Source organism: Staphylococcus sp. LKG4-2 (assembly GCF_050955665.1).
GTDB lineage: Bacteria > Bacillota > Bacilli > Staphylococcales > Staphylococcaceae > Staphylococcus > Staphylococcus saprophyticus.
On the sequence record NZ_CP194532.1, the window covers coordinates 937,190 to 957,311 of the forward strand.

Sequence of the window (20,122 nt, forward strand, 5' to 3'; positions counted from 1 at the left end):
TAATTGAGAATCTAATAAAAGTACCGATAAAGCCTAGGCTTTATCGGTACTTTTTTCGTATTTAAAATTAATATAAACACATTCATTCAATCTATTTTTACTTTAATCTAGCGGACGGTAAAGTGGGTTATCGACTTTGATGTACGTATAATAGTCTGCTTCATCTTCTAATCTCATTGTCGTTACACATTTATAATCAATTTTCGAAGCAAATAAAATGGATTCAATTGATTTGATTCTAGTCGTATTATCCATAGTTTGTGAGATTACTTGAAGTTTTTCATGAAGCATATTGCTAATCATAGACCAAATTGAAGTCTCCAAGTCTTTACTTTCACTAGCCTGAGCTATGGATACGATGAGTTCACCGAGATGATTTTGGATACTTGAATAGAAGACTTTGTTAAATACGGTTTGAGATTGATCAGTTAATATTAATGACTTTTCATGAAATGTATCGGTAGAATAACCCATGCTATTTAGATAGTACTCATCAATACGTAATCCCTCAAAATCCCTAATATAGAGCTTATCTATAGAACCATCATGTTTAAATGTCGCAATTGAATTTTGTAAGTGAGCTTCTAAAGCGATGCCATATTTTACATATAACGGTAATGCTAAATCTATTAATGCTTGAGCATACGATTGCATCCATTGGATACTCGCCTCATCATAACTCTCGAATTGATGTGCTTTTTTGTATTTTTTAATTAATGTCCATATAGGTGTTTCACTATTATTGATATAGTTAGCAACAAGACTTGATGGAATCATCGGTATGGTATTGCTTTGAATAGATTTATAAATGTTTTCACGAAATAGTGTACCTAATTGTTCACTTTTAATGGTTTGTATCGATTCGGCGTCTTGCGGATTATAAAAATGTATACCTGCGAGCTCATCAATCGTATCTGCCTTAATATTTTTAAAGAGACTATCTGTGCTTTTAATATTATTTAATATTCTTGTAACTTGTGGCCCATTAATTGTTGTCTGTTCAGATAAAGTACGAATTTCACCAGTAATGTGAACATTAGTGGATAACTTGATATGTGGTAATGTTTCTGGTAATTCAGGCATCAGCGTTCTAAATGATAAACCTGCAAAATAATCTAATTCGTAGTCAACAGGGATAATGAGTCCTTTTTCAAGTTCTTGAATATAATCTTGTTTTAAAATTTCATCATATTGCCATGGATGTACAGCCATCGCGTAGTAATTATCAACTTTGTCATTACCGAGTATTTTAACTGCTGAATCATGTAAACCATCAAAGCAATTGTAGACTAAGTCATTATAATTATTATTTAAAGCATGTGTTTTAGCGATATTTTTATGAATTAATATAAATTGCAATTTGATGTTATTTGCAAATTCAGAAGAATAAGCAATTGCAGTTTCAGGTGTCATACCTTTACGTAATTTGGCACCTGGATGTAATGGATGACCTTCGACAACTGCTTGCTCAGACCTTAAATACGGATCGGCCGATGCGTAAATGAGTTCACACAACGGTTCGCTATCATCAGTCAGTGTATACGCCTGATAACTTAATGCTATGGCCATATTAGCTACGCTATTATCCATATCTTCTTTGAACTGCATACTTGCCTCATTATCTAAGTGAGGTGCTTCTAATAAAATACACGATAATATTTCACTTGGATGTAATATACGATGATATTCATTATTTTGTTCAAAATAAAATGGCCCTGTCACATTAATTCTGTCGAAGGCATGTTGTCCTAAAATAGGTGCATATAACTTTCTTTGTGCATGTGGGAATGAAATTGTTAATACTTTCGTATGTGGTGTGGCTATTGTGAAAGATAACTGTTTAGTATCAATGATTTCACTGTAATCTCGGCAATTAACTAAATTCTCCCGATGCATTGAAGTTATCAATCTTTGTGAAATTTTATCTCGACTTTCTATTAATATAGAATTAAATGCCTCTGCCCAAGTAGGGTTTACAGATTGTATATAAGACAGCGCATATTGTTCATCATTAGTAAGTTTATTAATTAAATTGTTGTCGTTTATTTTGGAATTCATAATGCACCTCTAAAAAAATTATTTTACAAACGTATAAGATATTTGTATAATCCATATTATCGATAATGATAATTATTATCAATTAAAAACAGGAGGAATTACATGGCAAAGTATTTTTTTCCAAGTTCATTCTTACTGTTTTTAGGGAACTGGATTGGACAAATTACGCTGAATTGGTATGTATTTACTTTATATCATAACGCAATTTATCTCGGATTAATTAATTTTTTCCGACTCGTACCCATTTTGCTCATAAGTGTATGGGCGGGCAGTTTGGCAGATAAATATGAAAAAGGTAATCTTTTAAAAATAACTGTATCAGCGTCTTGCATATTAACTACTATACTATGTATTTTAACATTTCAACATGCAAAACTACCTATTGTTGTATTTTTAATTTATGCGCTTGGGCGGGGAATAATGAGCGCTATAGAAACACCAGTACGTCAAGCAGTGCTACCAGATTTAACTCAAAGATTAACGACGACTCAGGCTGTTGCTTATCACTCATTTATTATTAATATTTGTAGATCGATTGGACCCGCCATCGCAGGTTTTATCATGGCTACTTACAATGCAGAAATAAGTTTTGGCGTTCAAGCGTTTTGCTATCTTGTATCACTCATACTTTGTTTGCCATTGAACTTTAGTGAGCATATAATAGCTAAGGAAAATACAGATGTAAGCATAAAATATGTGATGACATATTTTAAAGAAAATTTAGAAGGATCTAGAATCTTTGTGACGTCATTATTGATTATGGCAACTGGATTTACCTATACAACGTTATTACCAGTATTAACGGATAAAACATTTCCCAACCAAGTGACTATTTTTGGGAGTGCTATGACGTGTTGTGCGATAGGTGGTATTATTGCAACCATGATTTTACCTAATATTTTAGAGAAAGTATCAATGGTGAAAATGTATTACGTGAGTTCGATTTTATTCGGAGTATCACTGCTTTGTACAATTAGCAGTCAAATTTGGTTGTTATTTACATCTATATTCTTTATAGGTCTTTTTAGCCAATGGGCACGCACTACAAATAGAATTTACTTCCAACATAGAGTGAAAGCAGAACATAGAGGTAAAATACTCAGCGTCGTAATGATGGACAGAGGGATGATTCCTTTAGGCGCAATGGTCATGAGTTTCTTGGCAGAATTTATCGGGATTATTGAAACTTTCGTCATCATGGGTATAAGTACATTTATCATCGCATTCGTATTTAGTGTGATTAGTAGACAAAGAAAAAATGGAGGCAGTATTGTATGATGCATCAAACGTGGCAGTTAGCAGATAGAAATGTACAATATCGTATTTTTAATGCAATTATTAAAGAACAAATTTTTCCTGAAAACATGTTTTTTAACGAGTATGAGCATTTTGTTGAATTGCAAATTCATGGCCAAGTGTTGAAATTACAAAAATCTAGAAAAAGTGCTATGGAAAGATATGAATTTTATGGTGCTATCTCCTATATCAAAGGTAAAGTAGAGACTGAGATTGCTTCATTAGAACAACTTTTAACTGTACTGGATACTCATTTTGATATTCCAATTAGTCAAAGATTAACTGAAGAATTGCTATCCAGTAGAGAAGGGTTCGCATTAACGTATGAACACTTTAATCATAGACAATCGCTAATTCATGCAACACTTAAATTTTCAAAAATGCCTGAAACAATTAATTTCTTTTCATGGCTTCAACATATGGCAGATACTGAACAAATTAATGACTTAAGTTATTCAGAAAGTCTTGTCATCGAAGGTCATCCAACACACCCTTTATCAAAGACGAAGTTACCTTTATCAGAAGCAGAGATTAAACAATATGCACCAGAATTTGAAAAAATAATTGGTTTGCCAATCATGCTTATACATAAACAACATTGTGTCATAACATCTATGGAAAACGATACGGACTTCATTTTAGATGAGATTGTTCCTGAATATCGTTATAAATTAAAAGCCTTCTTGGATGTTCACGACTTGGAATTAAATGATTATAGTTTAATGTTTGTACACCCTTGGCAGTATGAAAAGGTTATTCCGCATCAATTTGCAGAATGGATTGAATCTAAGTATTTATTACCAACACCTTTTGAAGTTGAAGCAAAAGCAACACTATCATTTAGAACGATGCAATTAATAGGGAAACCTTACCATATCAAGTTACCAGTTGATGTACAAGCCACAAGTGCAGTACGTACAGTGTCTAGTGTGACAACGGTAGATGGGCCTAAACTCAGTTATGAATTACAGGATATGCTAGATATATATCCTCAACTGCATGTTTCTATGGAGCCGTTTGGTATTCATGCTAAGACGGAGCCTGATATTGCACGTCATTTGGCTTGTATTGTCAGACATCAACCCTATTTGGCTGATAATGGTACAACTATAGTGACAGCGAGTTTAGTCAATAGAAATCCAGTTGATAACCAAATAACAGTAGATAGTTATTTGAATTGGATTAATGATGAAATTACAGAGGATACGATTAAGAAATTTCTCAGTGTTTATACCAAAACATTGATTGATCCTTTAGTAGCCTATATACAAGATTATGGTATTGCGTTAGAAGCACATATGCAAAATACAATTGTTAATTTAGGTCCTAATTATCAAATGCAATTTATTATTAGAGATTTAGGTGGTTCAAGAATTGATTTATCAACATTACAACAAAAATTGCCCAATATCACGCTTACAAATAAAAGTTTAATAGCAGAAAATATAGAATCAGTCATTGCTAAATTTCAACATGCTGTAATTCAAAATCAAATTGCGGAACTGATTCATCATTTTTCTCAATATGATGGGGTTGAAGAAACACAGCTATTTGAGATTGTAAGTGAAATTGTAGAACAAGCAATTGATCCCCATAAACCACATGCCCAAAAATTAAGAAATGTGCTATTTGGGCCGACAATTACTGTTAAAGCTTTATTAAGAATGAGAATGGAAAGCAAAGTGAAACAATATGTAACAATAGATTTGAGGAATCCGATATATAAAGAGGTGTAACGTATGGCGCAAGTAAAAATAAATTTATCAAAAATAAAATACAATGCTCAAGTGCTATCGTCTATTTTTAATCAAAATCATATACGATTTACAGCCGTAATTAAGTGTGTTGGTGGTGATAATAGAATTGTAGAAACACTCAAAGAAATCGGATTGACACACTTTGCAGATGCCCGTATTGAGAACATTACTAAAAGTAAAAATGAAGATCTATCTTTTATGATGATTAGGACGCCAAGTCGAAGCGAATTAAACGATGTCGTGCAGCAAACGGATATCAGTATCCAAACTGAAATAACAACGATTCGACGATTAAATGATATCGCTAGGGAAAAAGGTACGAAACATAAAATATTGTTGATGGTAGATTGGAAAGACGGCCGAGAGGGCATTCTTACTTATGACATCATTGATTATATTAATGAAATCTTGTACATGCACCATGTGTCCATCGTTGGTCTTGCGTTTAATTTTATGTGTTTTCAATCAGTCATACCTACAGAAGAAGATGTGGCTTTAATCAATCAATTTGTAGATTCAGTGGAACGTGAGACAAATATGAAATTTTCAATTATTTCAGGTGGCAATTCGAGTATGATTCCCCAAATGCTTTATAGAGATTTTGGCAGAATTAATGAGTTAAGAATAGGTGAAACTTTATTTAGAGGTGTAGAAACAACAACAAATCAATCCATAGCTTCTTTATATCAAAATGCAATAACCTTAGAAGCGGAAATTGTAGAAATTAAACCTCGAATGAATATTGCTACCGGACATCAATACTTACAAGCGATTGTGGATATAGGAAATTTAGATACAGCTGTTGAAGATATCCAACCGTTACATCACCATATAAGCATTGCAGGTGCTACGAGTGATCATGTCATGCTTGATTTATTGAATCAAGATTACTATCAAGTAGGTGATAAAATACAATTCAGTTTAGGTTATAAAGCATTAGCCCATAGTATGTATATGGTTAATTTAAAAAAAGCTTATCATCACGATGAGATCATAGAAAATTTGTGTAACAATTTTAATGTTGAAAAATCAAATCGTTTTTAAGCTTTAATAAAAAGACTAAAAGTTTTTATTGACACCGATAATCATTATCAATAGAATTAAATATGTAATTATACATATCTAAGGAGGGAAAACGATGAAACATAGTTATAAAATTATGGGTATCCTGTTTTTAACTTTAACACTAGTCATACTGGCTGCCTGTGGTAGTGTCAGTGATAATGATTCGAGTAAATCGGATAAAGGTGATGACAATAAAGATGGTGTGACGATTAAACATGATGGAGGTACTACTAAAGTTGCCAAAGATCCTAAACGTGTTGTTGCACTTGAATTCTCATTTGTTGATGCATTAGCTGCTTTAAATGTGAAACCAGTAGGCGTAGCTGATGATGGTGACAAGAATAGAATTTTGGAACCAATACGAAAAGAAATTGGTGATTATACATCTGTAGGCGCACGTAAACAACCGAACTTAGAAGAAATCAGCAACCAAAAACCGGATGTCATTATTGCAGATACGAATAGACATAAAGGTATTCAAAAAGATTTAGAAAAAATTGCACCAACGATTATGTTACCAAGCTTTGATAGTGATTATAAAGATAATATAGAAGCCTTTAAAACAATTGCTAAAGCAGTCGGTAAAGAAGATAAAGGTAAAGAAAGACTTAAAGAACACGATGAATTAATGGATAAATATAGTAAAGAAATTACTATGGATAAAAAACAACCCGTGTTACCTGCAGTAGTAGCGAAATCAGGATTACTTGCACATCCTGAAAACACATACGTAGGTCAATTATTAAAAGAATTAGGCTTTAATAATGCATTAAATAAAACAAAAACAGATAACTTATCTAAATACTTAAAAGGACCTTACTTACAATTAAATGCCGAAGTATTGTCAGATATTAATCCTGGACGTATGTTTATTATGGCAGACAAAGGTGAAAACGATCCAAATCTTAAAAAACAAGAAAATAATCCAGTTTGGCAAGATTTAGATGCAGTGAAAAATAATCGTGTTTCTGTAGTAGATCGAAATACATGGGCACGTGCACGTGGCATTATTTCTTCTGAGGAAATTGCTAAGCAACTAGTAGATATTTCTAAAGAGGAAAAAAAGGATAATCAACAAAAGTAGGGTGACAGGTAAATGACTAAATCAAATAGCATTGACCCAACCAAATTAATAGAGAAAAAAACAAAAAAACGCACAGCACTCACATTTATTGTGAGTGTGTGTGCGCTTTTTGTCATTATATACTTCAATTTAAGTGTAGGGTCGTCGCATATTACGTTTAACGATTTCATGGATTACATATGGCATCATACCGACACGAAACAAACATTTTTAATACATAATGTGCGTATGCCACGCATGTTGGCAGCCTTATTCATTGGTGCTGCCCTGGGTGTAGCAGGTCTGTTAATGCAGGCAATGACGAGAAACCCATTGGCATCACCTCAAATTTTTGGCGTGAATGCCGGTGCTTCATTTGTTATCGTCTTTATCACTATGATTGTACCTGCTTTATCTGAATACGCAACCATACTTGCATTTGTAGGCGCATTTATAGGCGGACTTACAGTATATTTTCTATCTGGATCCACTAAGGGCATGACGCCAGTTAAACTAGCACTAGCTGGTATGGCAATCCATCTATTTTTTTCTAGCTTGACTCAAGGCATTATCCTTTTAAATGAAGATGCAACTTCAACGGTAATGTTTTGGCTTGTGGGTTCATTATCTACAATACAATGGCCACAAATTATAGGTGTCATACCATGGTTTGTGCTCGCATTTATAGGGGCCATTGCGATTGCTAAGCAACTAACAATCATGGAACTTGGTGAAGATTTAGCTACGTCTTTAGGACAAAATGTTAAATTAGTAAGAATAGCCACTGGTTTATTGGTCATTGTACTTGCAGGGGCATCCGTTTCAATTGCAGGACCAATTGGATTTGTAGGATTAATTGTACCTCATATTGTAAAACACTATATACGTGCAGATTATAGATTAATGGTTCCACTGACAATGGTGATTGGTGCAGATTTACTATTGTTATCTGATGTTTTAAGTCGATTAATTGCTTTTCCATTTGAATCACCAGTTGGTATCGTGACTTCATTTGTAGGCGCACTATACTTCTTATTAATAACAATTAAAGGAGTCGATAGATTATGATGGGTAAATTAACTTTGCGTTATAGCATCGTAACAGTTTTGTTAATAATTTCTGCAATCGCATCATTGTCTATCGGTGCTGTATTTATGAATCCAATTGAAGCGGTTAAAAGTTTATTTAATCATGATAATTTTATTTTAAATGAATATAGAATACCTCGAATGTTTCTAGCAATAATTGTTGGTAGTAGTTTAGCAATATCTGGCTCATTGATACAAGGTGTCGTGAGAAATGCCCTAGCGTCTCCAGATGTTATTGGTATTACAAAAGGTGCCAGTTTATCTGCTGTAACAATTATTATGTTGTTTCCTTCTGCACCGTTGTTTATACTACCTTTTGGTTCGTTTGCAGGAGCATTGTGTATTAGTATCATATTAACTGTATTGATATCTAAGTTTAATGTTCAAGGCTCAAAACTTGCACTTATAGGTTTAGCAATTGGTGCGATTTGTACAGCAATTGTGCAATATTTATTAATTCGAAATCCAATGGATGCAAATACGGCATTAGTTTGGTTAACAGGTAGTTTGTATGGTCACAGTATGATGAATGTTTGGGTTATTTTGCCTTGGTTTATCATCGCACTTCCGATTATTCTATATTATTGTCATCAACTCGATATTTTGTCATTAGGTGATGATATTGCAACGGCATTAGGGACAAAAGTGAAAAAAATTAAAATGATTCTTCTATTATTAGCTGTCATTTTAGCCGGTGCATCTATTTCAATTGTGGGTGGATTGAGTTTTCTAGGATTGATAGCGCCGCATATTGCAAGAAGAATTGTAGGTCATAAACACATTCATATTACGCTAATGTCAGGGTTGATTGGGGCTTTACTCCTTTCAATCAGTGATTGCATTGCAAGAGGCGTCCATCCGCCCCTTGATATTCCAGTAGGGGTGATTGTGGCAATTGTAGGTGTACCATACTTTTTATTTTTATTAAGAAAAATTTAATTTAAATTAAGTAAAGAAATAGGATGTAAATTGCAAAAGTAATCGCTTTCATTTAAAGTAGAATTAATTCTATGCTTATAAAATCGATTCTACTTTTTTAAAATGACAGTAAATAGACAAAAATTACCGATTTACATATTTATACATTATACGTTATAATTATAGCTGTTGTTTTTAAAAATAAAATCAAATTAATACACCTAAGGGGTGAATAGAGTGAATCAATATAGTAAAGCCCAGATTGTACGTGGTCGACTTAAGTTTATTATCATGTCTTTAATTGGCATAATTTTATTCTTAATGCCAATAAGCGTGACTGAAGATGGTGAAAAACAAACAACTTTACCTGTTGCATTTTTAGCTGGACTTTTGAAAGACACTATCGGAGGTGCAATGCCTTTAATTATTGTGATTATTATTACACTATCAGGCATTTTATCTGTATTATGTTCTATAGTACTGAAAAATAAATTAGCACCGGAAGGATTAATGTACAACGCATTTAATGTTAAAATCGGATGGCTCATTTTGAGAATATTAGCAGTTGTATTTGTATGGATTACATATTTAAAAGTCGGCACTGAAGTCATATATTCTGCAGACACAGGTGGTCTTGTATTTGAAAGTTTACTACCGACGTTGGTTACGGTATTTTTCTTTGCTGCACTATTCTTACCATTGCTTATGGAATATGGATTATTGGAATTACTAGGACCAGTATTTAGACCTATTATGAGACCGTTATTCACATTGCCGGGTCGTTCTACAGTAGATAATTTAGCATCTTTTATTGGTGATGGTACGGTAGGTGTCTTAATTACAAGTAGACAATATGAAGAAGGATTCTACTCAAGACGTGAAGCAACAGTGATTGCAACTACATTTAGTGTTGTATCTCTTACCTTTGCAATTGTTGTTGCAGAAACTGTGCACATGCAAAACCATTTCTTCTATTTTTATTTAACGGTTATTATTTCTTGTTTAGTGTGTGCATTTATTTTACCAAGGATTTGGCCTTTAAAATCTATTAAAGATGAATATGCAAAAGAAGTTTCTGAGGAAATGAGAACTGAGCAGCTACCAGAAAACAAAACGCCATTAAGACATGGATTTGACATGGCTACAGAAACTGGTATTAAAGCACCTGGTTTTAGATTATTTTTCAAATCAGGTTTTAAAACAGTGATTGATATGTGGTTCGTTATTTTGCCAGTAGTCATGAGTGTAGGGACATTAGCTACAATTATCGCGACATATACGCCTTTATTTTCAATTATTGGTAAACCATTTGTACCATTTTTAGAATTACTACAAATTCCTGAAGCTGTACAAGCCTCAGAGACTGTATTAATTGGATTTGCCGATATGTTTTTACCATCTATTTTAATTGAAGGTGTAGGTAATGATATTACTTTATTTGTAGTTGGTGCATTAAGTATTACTCAATTAATATACTTATCAGAAGTAGGCGGTGTGATCTTAGGATCAAAGATACCTGTGAGTATTTTTAAGCTTTTCGTTATTTTCTTAATTAGAACGATCATTGCGTTACCTATTATTTCATTGATGGCACATTTATATTTCAATTAATAGGCGCCTTTACAGATTAAATATCACATTGTATTACTAAAGTATTGTCATACAAAAAGCCATAAAGCAATCTATCAATATAGATACTTTATGGCTATTTTTAATTTGTCATATAATGTATGAACTGTAAAAACTACCGGTACTGGTATCGCTAATATAACGTCAGAGTTATGAGAGCTCTGAAATCACATTTGCTTTAACTACTTTATTACCTAGGATAGGTGAATCGTCACTTTTAGTTTTTGATTTACCTTCATGTGCTTCTTTGAAAGCATCGCTCTTCAACCAACCTTTAAAGTCATCTTCAGAATCCCACCAAGTATTGATATACATTTGATCGTAATCTGCTTCATCATCAATAAGCCAAACTTCAACTTTTTGGAAACCTTCTAATTCTTGGATTTTACCACCTTGAGTAAACTTTGGTGCCATTTTTTCTGCGAAGCCTTTTTTAACATCGATTCGATTTGTTACAACGTACATGCTGCGCACCTTCTTTCATTAATATAAATATATTATAGCATTGTTGATTTAAGAAGGTAATTGAGAACGCTTATTAATAGCGAGCAGATTACAATTGAAAGGCAGTAAATGGTTCAAGCTATTTATAGCAAAGTGAAAATCTCATTAGGTCATTTGTTATAGAAGAAAAGAGGTATAACGAGTAAAATTTAAATTTACTCGTTATACCTCTTTTTATTAATTTTATTTAAGTGAAGTTATTGTATGAATTACTTGGTAACTTCATTATAAACTTTTTGATCATTTTGCGTATAAATAATGTATTCATGGTCATCAGTATCGATGATAACGCGGTTCGTTTTTCCAAATGTAGAACCGATTCTCGAAACTTTATCTCTATCGAGTTTTGGTACTTCATGGATATTTTGATCTTGTGAAATGTTCTTAATTTCACTTGTTGGAATTTTGATATCTGCAACTCTCCACTGAATTCTTACTTCATTGTTATCTTTTTTTACTGTCATTGCCATAACTCGAACACATCCTTTAAATAATTTGTAGATATATCATACAATATATTGCAATCGTTTTCAAGAGATTGTGTGATACTTTTTCAAAAAAGGTTATACTCATATGTTTTTACGAAAGTATGTTCGCATTAATCGTGTGATTATGCTAAAATATTAATGATAAGGAGAAGTGAAAATGACAGGTAAAACACATGCATCATGCGGCTTATTAGTCGGGGCTTTAACTATAGAATATTTTCATACAGATTTGTTTACTTCGATCACAGTTATTACGCTTGCAGTCATATCAAGTTTATTACCTGATATTTGTCATCCCCAAAGCAAGATAGGAAGACGATTTAAACTGATTAGTTTTTTCATTAGAATGATATTTGGGCACAGGACATTCACACATTCATTGTTATTCATCGCAATTATTGTTTGTTTACTATATGTCATACAAACGCCATCATACTATTTAGTTACGATTATTCTAGGATTGCTTTCACATGTTATACTAGATATGCTAACGCCAAGAGGTGTTAAGTTATTTTATCCGATACCAATTAATGTGAAATTCCTAGTTGTATTTAAAACTGGTGGGCTAGTTGATATCTCATTGGCAAGTGCATTGACCATTGGCGCAATTTATGTGATTTTTCAGCCATTTTTTAATAATCTATTCTTGAATTGGTTATAATTATGGTTGTCCTAAGAATCATAATAATATAAAGTACATATAGTGAAATGATATATCCATATTATAAAAAAGGTATAAATTATATCTGATTAAAGGGATATTAAGGAGAGAGAGCATGTTAGATAAGAAAACACTAGAAAAGTTTAATCAAGAACATCTCATTGAGTTTGAAAAATTAATGAGTTCAAATGAGAAAGAACACTTATCTGAAAAACTTGAATCATTAAATTTAGCTGATATTAGAAATTTATATAATGATTTATACTTGAATAAAAAGGTAATTGATGATGTTTCTTCTGTTAATGAAGTCAAATATGACGTGAAAAGCGAATTTACAGTTGATGAAATCGAACAATATGAAAAAATTGGACTTGATGCGATTAAAAAAGGCAAATTTGCAGTTTTATTAATGGCTGGTGGTCAAGGGACAAGGTTAGGCTACAAAGGTCCAAAAGGTTCATTTGAAATTGAAGATACGAGTTTGTTTGAAATTCAAGCGAAACAATTATTGGCATTAAAAGAACAAACAGGTCAGTATATCGACTGGTATATTATGACAAGTAAAATTAATGATAAAGAAACACAACTATATTTCGAGTCGAAAAATTATTTTGGTTACGACAGAGATCATGTACACTTCTTTATGCAAGATAATATTGTCGCTTTGTCAGAGGAGGGTAAACTGGTATTGGATGTGGATAGTAATATTCTTGAAACGCCAAACGGTAATGGTGGTGTATTTAAATCATTAGCAAAATCAGGTTATTTAGATGAAATGACTGAAAATGGCGTCGAATATATTTTCTTAAATAATATTGATAATGTGTTAGTTAAAGTATTAGATCCATTATTTGCAGGATACACATTTCAGAAAAGTATGGACATCACTACTAAGTCCATACAACCCAAGGATGGGGAAAGTGTTGGTAGGTTAGTCAATGCGAATCAAAAAGACACGGTTCTAGAATATTCAGAATTAGATCCAGAAATAGCTAATGAGTTTAACAATGCTAATATTGGAATCCACTCATTTAAACTGGCGTTTATCAATAATGTTGTTGATAACGACTTACCATATCATTTAGCGATTAAAAACTTAAAACAATTAGATGAAGACTTTGGTGTAATTGAACTACCGACATTAAAGTTTGAACTATTTTATTTTGATATCTTCCAATATGCGCATAGTTTTGTAACATTACAGGTACCTAGAGAGGAAGAATTCTCTCCACTTAAGAATAAAGAAGGTAAAGATAGTGTTGAAACGGCTACGGCTGATTTAAAACGCATGAATATGATATAAAAAGGTGGTTACACTCATGTCTCATTCAGTAGAAGCTGAAGATAATAAACTGGTTAAAACATTTAAAGATATTATTCCCCTGACTTTTGGGGAAGAAATTGGCAACTCAGTATCACATGGAGTGGCTGCTTTTATAGCATTATGTGCATTGCCTTATGCAGCGATACATAGTTTTCTTGAATATGGTGTGTTAGGTGCCTTTAGTGTCTCTGTTTATGTAATAAGTATTTTTTTAATGTTTATCTCATCAACGGTATATCATGCCATGCCAAATCAATCATCACATAAATTCATATTAAGAATAATCGATCATAGTATGATTTATGTCGCGATTGCAGGTACTTATACACCGATATGTCTTACTTTGGTCGGTGGTTGGATTGGCTGGTCTAGCATGGTTGTCTTGTGGGGCATTACAATCTGGGGCATTCTTTACAAATCGTTAGCAAAAAATGTTAATCATAAGTTAAGTTTGATTATGTATTTAGTTATGGGATGGATTGGTGTACTATTTTTGCCAACAATTATTTTTGATTCATCTTTACTATTTATGTTATTTATATTGTTTGGTGGACTTGCCTATACAATAGGAGCTTGGTTTTATGCTCAAAAAAACCGTCCGTATTTTCATATGATATGGCATTTCTTCATTATAGTTGCATCCGTATTTCACTTTGTAGCTATCATGTATTTTATGTAAGATAATTAAAGTTGTTAACAGTGTTCATTGACATTGTTAGCAGCTTTTTTTATGGCATGTTTAAATGTTGTATGCACTGAAGAGCGTTTTTGAAAAATGTGTTGAACTTATAAATAAATAATGGTTAAGTAGATATTGATATTGTTACAAAATTTAAGGGTTAGGAAGTTATATATGAATATAAAATCATTAGGCATTATTATTGCGTTAATATTAATTATGTTTATGTCTGCAATAGAAACTTCAATCGTTTCCTTAGCATTGCCAACTATAAAAAATGATTTAAACGTAACGTCATCTATTTCATTGATATTTGCTGTGTATTTTATTGCAATTGTTATTGCAAACCCGATTGTTGGAGAATTGTTAGATCGTACTAAAATTATATATATTACATTATTAGGGCTTATGTTATTTACAATAGGAAGTTTATTTTCAGGGCTAAGTGACACATTTACCATGTTAATCATCTCTCGCTTTATTCAAGGATTGGGTGCAGGTGTCATGATGGCATTAAGCCAAATTGTCCCAAAACTGGCATTTGAGATACCTTTACGCTATAAAATCATGGGAATCGTTGGAAGTGTATGGGGGATATCCAGTATTATAGGACCTGTTTTAGGTGGCGGTATTTTAGAGTTTGCTACATGGCATTGGCTATTCTTCGTGAATATTCCAATTTCAATTATTGCAATCATACTTGTAGTGATTACATTTCATTTCGAGAATGAAAGTACATCAACTAGTGCTAAATTAGATGTAAAAGGCTTATCGTTATTTTATACTTTTGTATTCTTTTTAATATTTGCAGTGATGTATACAGCCAATATTTATTTAAATATCATTTCAATCATATTAGCTACGGTTGTCGGTGTTGTGTTATATAGAAATGAAAAGACAATAAAAACACCTTTTATACCAGTGCAAGAATTTAATAAAACAATTGTTTTAATATTTTTTACTGATTTTGCATATGCAATTATACTTATGGGTTATAACCTCTATATGCCAATTTATTTACAAGAAGATCTTGGCTTATCTCCATTACAAAGTGGGTTTGTTATTTTTCCAATTTCGTTTGCGTGGCTAGTATTGAATTTTAATTTAGATAAAATAGAAGCAAAAATGACTAGGAAGGCATTATATATATTTGCATTTACATGTTTAATGCTTTGTGGCATTTTAGTATTTATAGGAACTAACTCTCCAATTTTTATTGCTTGTAGTTTGTTATTAGCAGGTATAAGCTTTGGTACAGTTTATACTAAAGATAGTGTTATCACACAAGAAGAAACCTCTCCTAAAAATATGAAGCGTATGATGTCATTATACACTTTGACTAAGAGCCTGGGTAATTCAGTCGGATCGACAATTATGGGCTATGTCTATGCGTTATCTATTCCAATTATTGGTTTGCATATTCATAACATTGTAATTTTGAGCTTTGTCATCTTGTTTATACTTATAATATTATGGTCCATCACATATCGAAAACAAGATACATTAACTTAACATGTTTTAACATTGCTAAGTGTTTTTGTTTAAAATGAATAACAAATGATAATATAGTAGGTTGAATTTTTGTCGTTTGGTCATATAAAGTTATAATGGTAAGATATATAATGCATTCATATCACATATAAGAAAATATATGTTTATATAGTCAATGATTGATTAAGAAAGGGAGGACAGTAAGCTATGAAATATTTAAGATATTTATTAACAACGCTTATTGTGCTTTCTGTATTTATTATTTCTGGTGCGATTTTTTTAACTTTTTTAGGATTTGGTTTATACGGATTAAGTAGAATTTTAATCTACTTTCATCTTGCATATTTTGGTTATAATAAAAGTTTTTACGATAACTTGATATATTACGGTAGTTATATTGTATTAGGCTATTTCAATTTATTCATTGTAGAAAATTTAATGGATTATTTTAGAAAAAAATTACCTGAAAATCTTTACTTTCAAGGACTTACCTTTCAATTAATTACGTTTTCAGTAACTACATTGTTGTTTTATTTTATAGTGCACATACATTATACCTATATCGACATCGACTTTTGGGTAATTGTATTAATTATTGGCGTATTATTCATCTGTAAAGAAATATTTTATCCTGATAGTAAAAATTTAAATCAAAAAAATAAATAATGTAAGTGAACATTATATTTTTAAACATAAGGAAGATCTTGCATATTTTGAATTCCAAACAACTTAAATACATTGATCTAAAGTGAAAGTAGTTAGCTTATTATTCTAATATTAAGAATAGATTGAGCTAACTGCTTTTTTATTGAACAAATTATATTTATACTTAAATTAAGCTATTTGAAGCAAATGTTAGTTTTGTTTGTTAAAATATAATTGATATTTAAATAAGAGGGGGACGCTTTGTGTTAACGATAGCGCAAGTTAAAGAACTTGTTGGAGAATTAAAAGATCCAATAATAGATGTACCATTAAAAGAAACAGATGGAATAGTAGAAGTTACTATTAAAGAAGAGATAGAACACGTTAGTGTTAAAGTAGCAATGGCGCAATTAGGTGGACAACTGCAATTAGATTTGCAAATGGCTATTGTAGAAGTATTAAAGGAAAATGGAGCAAACACGGTTGGCATCAGATTTGAAGAATTGCCGAGTGATGTTGTTGAGCAATATCGTGGCTCTGGCGAAAACGAAAATCAAACCATTGAAGGATTACTGTCAAAAGATAATCCAGTAGAATTTATCGCTATTGCTTCTGGTAAAGGGGGCGTTGGTAAATCAACAGTCGCTGTTAATCTAGCAGTATCATTAGCGCGTGAAGGTAAAAAAGTAGGCTTAGTAGATGCTGATATCTACGGTTTTAGTGTTCCAGATATGATGGGAATTGATGAGAAACCAGGTGTACAAGGCAAAGAAATCATTCCCGTAGAACGTCATGGTGTGAAAGTGATCTCAATGGCATTCTTTGTAGAAGAGAATGCACCAGTGATTTGGAGAGGACCCATGCTAGGTAAAATGTTAACTAATTTCTTTGTAGAAGTTAGATGGGGAGATTTAGACTACCTTATCTTAGATCTACCTCCAGGCACAGGAGATATTGCATTAGATGTTCATACGATGCTACCTTCAAGTAAGGAAATTATAGTGACAACGCCACATCCAACAGCAGCATTTGTCGCAGCCCGTGCTGGCGCAATGGCTAAACATACAGAACATTCTATTCTAGGTGTAATCGAAAATATGTCTTATTTCCAAAGTAAAGAAACAGGGAATAAAGAATATGTATTCGGTACTGGTGGCGGAGAAAAACTTGCAGAAGAACTACAAACTGACTTGCTAGGACACCTCCCGTTAGAACAACCATCTTGGAATCCAAAAGACTTTGCACCTTCAATTTATCAAGCTGATGATCGACTCGGTGAAATCTATCAATCCATGGCACAACAAATCATTGATAAAACGACAAAATAAGTCATTTCAGTAATGGATAGAGATTATTTTAATTTCTATCCATTTTTTTATTGCAATTTTTTAAAATGGTGGTAGAATAGTTTCTTGTGGCAAACAATTGCTACTAAATAAGTGAACGAAAGAAATCACAAAATCTTAAATTAAATATTGACTTTCCATTGAGGAATTGATATTATTTAAAAGTCGTTAAAAACGGCAATAACATTATTTAAAGAAATTATAAAAAGTGTAAAAAATATACTTGAAATAATCTTAATAATAATTTAATATTATTAAAGTAATGTTAATTACTCATTTAAAAAATATTATTTTTTGTTGACAAGTTGTTAACAAAAATGGTATAGTAATGAAACAACTATTTAAATGAACATTGAAAACTGAATTGCAATATGTCAACGTTAATTCCGAACACAACATTAAATTGTTGGTTCAAAACAAGTGTTAGAGATAACACAAATTAGTATTTTATGAGCTAATCAAACATCATAATTCATTTATGGAGAGTTTGATCCTGGCTCAGGATGAACGCTGGCGGCGTGCCTAATACATGCAAGTCGAGCGAACAGATAAGGAGCTTGCTCCTTTGACGTTAGCGGCGGACGGGTGAGTAACACGTGGGTAACCTACCTATAAGACTGGGATAACTTCGGGAAACCGGAGCTAATACCGGATAACATTTGGAACCGCATGGTTCTAAAGTGAAAGATGGTTTTGCTATCACTTATAGATGGACCCGCGCCGTATTAGCTAGTTGGTAAGGTAACGGCTTACCAAGGCGACGATACGTAGCCGACCTGAGAGGGTGATCGGCCACACTGGAACTGAGACACGGTCCAGACTCCTACGGGAGGCAGCAGTAGGGAATCTTCCGCAATGGGCGAAAGCCTGACGGAGCAACGCCGCGTGAGTGATGAAGGGTTTCGGCTCGTAAAACTCTGTTATTAGGGAAGAACAAACGTGTAAGTAACTGTGCACGTCTTGACGGTACCTAATCAGAAAGCCACGGCTAACTACGTGCCAGCAGCCGCGGTAATACGTAGGTGGCAAGCGTTATCCGGAATTATTGGGCGTAAAGCGCGCGTAGGCGGTTTCTTAAGTCTGATGTGAAAGCCCACGGCTCAACCGTGGAGGGTCATTGGAAACTGGGAAACTTGAGTGCAGAAGAGGAAAGTGGAATTCCATGTGTAGCGGTGAAATGCGCAGAGATATGGAGGAACACCAGTGGCGAAGGCGACTTTCTGGTCTGTAACTGACGCTGATGTGCGAAAGTGTGGGGATCAAACAGGATTAGATACCCTGGTAGTCCACGCCGTAAACGATGAGTGCTAAGTGTTAGGGGGTTTCCGCCCCTTAGTGCTGCAGCTAACGCATTAAGCACTCCGCCTGGGGAGTACGACCGCAAGGTTGAAACTCAAAGGAATTGACGGGGACCCGCACAAGCGGTGGAGCATGTGGTTTAATTCGAAGCAACGCGAAGAACCTTACCAAATCTTGACATCCTTTGAAAACTCTAGAGATAGAGCCTTCCCCTTCGGGGGACAAAGTGACAGGTGGTGCATGGTTGTCGTCAGCTCGTGTCGTGAGATGTTGGGTTAAGTCCCGCAACGAGCGCAACCCTTAAGCTTAGTTGCCATCATTAAGTTGGGCACTCTAGGTTGACTGCCGGTGACAAACCGGAGGAAGGTGGGGATGACGTCAAATCATCATGCCCCTTATGATTTGGGCTACACACGTGCTACAATGGACAATACAAAGGGCAGCTAAACCGCGAGGTCATGCAAATCCCATAAAGTTGTTCTCAGTTCGGATTGTAGTCTGCAACTCGACTACATGAAGCTGGAATCGCTAGTAATCGTAGATCAGCATGCTACGGTGAATACGTTCCCGGGTCTTGTACACACCGCCCGTCACACCACGAGAGTTTGTAACACCCGAAGCCGGTGGAGTAACCATTTATGGAGCTAGCCGTCGAAGGTGGGACAAATGATTGGGGTGAAGTCGTAACAAGGTAGCCGTATCGGAAGGTGCGGCTGGATCACCTCCTTTCTAAGGATATATTCGGAACATCTTCTTACGAAGATGTAGGAATAACATTGACATATTGTATTCAGTTTTGAATGCTCATTGG

Annotated in this window: 16 protein-coding genes and 1 rRNA gene; 14 read left to right on the forward strand and 3 right to left on the reverse strand. The window is 33.5% G+C overall.

Translation table 11 applies throughout. From position 1 onward, the window contains the following. Positions 1–102: 102 nt before the first annotated feature. Positions 103–2,058 (reverse strand): IucA/IucC family protein, encoded by a 1,956-nt coding sequence (locus ACM6UH_RS04470; RefSeq protein ID WP_047504360.1) that lies wholly within the window; start codon positions 2,056–2,058, stop codon positions 103–105. A gap of 102 nt (positions 2,059–2,160) precedes the next feature. Here ACM6UH_RS04470 and ACM6UH_RS04475 point away from each other — a divergent pair, with 102 nt between their 5' ends. The 7 genes from ACM6UH_RS04475 to ACM6UH_RS04505 all read left to right on the forward strand — a co-directional run bounded on the left by ACM6UH_RS04475 (position 2,161) and on the right by ACM6UH_RS04505 (position 10,856). After that, a complete protein-coding gene (locus ACM6UH_RS04475) occupies positions 2,161–3,336 on the forward strand; it encodes an MFS transporter (protein ID WP_011302621.1) in 1,176 nt (391 codons plus the stop codon). Further along, positions 3,333–5,090, forward strand: coding sequence for an IucA/IucC family protein (locus ACM6UH_RS04480; RefSeq protein ID WP_047504354.1), 1,758 nt, complete (start codon positions 3,333–3,335; stop codon positions 5,088–5,090). Before ACM6UH_RS04475 ends, ACM6UH_RS04480 begins: the two co-directional genes overlap by 4 nt. 3 nt (positions 5,091–5,093) lie before the next feature. Next, positions 5,094–6,155: an alanine/ornithine racemase family PLP-dependent enzyme gene (locus ACM6UH_RS04485; RefSeq protein WP_011302623.1), complete on the forward strand. Its 1,062-nt coding sequence runs from the start codon at positions 5,094–5,096 to the stop codon at positions 6,153–6,155. A gap of 94 nt (positions 6,156–6,249) precedes the next feature. Then, positions 6,250–7,260, forward strand: a complete 1,011-nt coding sequence (locus ACM6UH_RS04490; RefSeq protein ID WP_011302624.1) for an ABC transporter substrate-binding protein — start codon at positions 6,250–6,252, stop codon at positions 7,258–7,260. 12 nt (positions 7,261–7,272) lie between these two features. Further along, positions 7,273–8,307: a FecCD family ABC transporter permease gene (locus ACM6UH_RS04495; protein WP_011302625.1), complete on the forward strand. Its 1,035-nt coding sequence runs from the start codon at positions 7,273–7,275 to the stop codon at positions 8,305–8,307. After that, entirely contained in the window at positions 8,304–9,266 is a 963-nt protein-coding gene (locus tag ACM6UH_RS04500; RefSeq protein ID WP_011302626.1) for a FecCD family ABC transporter permease, read from the forward strand. The genes ACM6UH_RS04495 and ACM6UH_RS04500 overlap by 4 nt, the downstream gene beginning before the upstream one ends. A 216-nt stretch (positions 9,267–9,482) precedes the next feature. Continuing rightward, positions 9,483–10,856, forward strand: a complete 1,374-nt coding sequence (locus ACM6UH_RS04505; RefSeq protein ID WP_011302627.1) for a YjiH family protein — start codon at positions 9,483–9,485, stop codon at positions 10,854–10,856. A gap of 168 nt (positions 10,857–11,024) precedes the next feature. Here ACM6UH_RS04505 and ACM6UH_RS04510 read toward each other — a convergent pair whose 3' ends face one another. Further along, complete coding sequence (locus ACM6UH_RS04510) at positions 11,025–11,339, reverse strand: heme oxygenase (protein WP_011302628.1); 315 nt, start codon at positions 11,337–11,339, stop codon at positions 11,025–11,027. A gap of 248 nt (positions 11,340–11,587) precedes the next feature. Continuing rightward, on the reverse strand, positions 11,588–11,848 hold the full coding sequence (locus ACM6UH_RS04515; protein ID WP_002482662.1) for a SunI/YnzG family protein: 261 nt from the start codon (positions 11,846–11,848) through the stop codon (positions 11,588–11,590). A gap of 175 nt (positions 11,849–12,023) precedes the next feature. Here ACM6UH_RS04515 and ACM6UH_RS04520 point away from each other — a divergent pair, with 175 nt between their 5' ends. From ACM6UH_RS04520 to ACM6UH_RS04550, 7 genes are all read left to right on the forward strand, one after another. Continuing rightward, complete coding sequence (locus ACM6UH_RS04520; protein WP_061050510.1) at positions 12,024–12,527, forward strand: metal-dependent hydrolase; 504 nt, start codon at positions 12,024–12,026, stop codon at positions 12,525–12,527. Positions 12,528–12,642: 115 nt separating this feature from the next. After that, positions 12,643–13,830 carry a UTP--glucose-1-phosphate uridylyltransferase gene (locus ACM6UH_RS04525; protein ID WP_011302630.1) on the forward strand — a complete coding sequence of 396 codons (1,188 nt, stop codon included), beginning with the start codon at positions 12,643–12,645 and terminating at the stop codon, positions 13,828–13,830. 16 nt (positions 13,831–13,846) lie between these two features. Then, entirely contained in the window at positions 13,847–14,530 is a 684-nt protein-coding gene (trhA, locus tag ACM6UH_RS04530; RefSeq protein ID WP_011302631.1) for a PAQR family membrane homeostasis protein TrhA, read from the forward strand. Positions 14,531–14,704: 174 nt separating this feature from the next. Further along, positions 14,705–16,042, forward strand: coding sequence for a multidrug efflux MFS transporter SdrM (gene sdrM / locus ACM6UH_RS04535; protein WP_002482666.1), 1,338 nt, complete (start codon positions 14,705–14,707; stop codon positions 16,040–16,042). Between the two features lie 186 nt (positions 16,043–16,228). Then, positions 16,229–16,687: a SepA family multidrug efflux transporter gene (locus ACM6UH_RS04540; protein WP_011302632.1), complete on the forward strand. Its 459-nt coding sequence runs from the start codon at positions 16,229–16,231 to the stop codon at positions 16,685–16,687. A 242-nt stretch (positions 16,688–16,929) separates the two neighbouring features. Beyond that, positions 16,930–17,994: a P-loop NTPase gene (locus ACM6UH_RS04545; RefSeq protein ID WP_061050511.1), complete on the forward strand. Its 1,065-nt coding sequence runs from the start codon at positions 16,930–16,932 to the stop codon at positions 17,992–17,994. Between the two features lie 493 nt (positions 17,995–18,487). Next, positions 18,488–20,040: ribosomal RNA gene (locus ACM6UH_RS04550) — 16S ribosomal RNA — on the forward strand. Positions 20,041–20,122 lie beyond the last annotated feature (82 nt).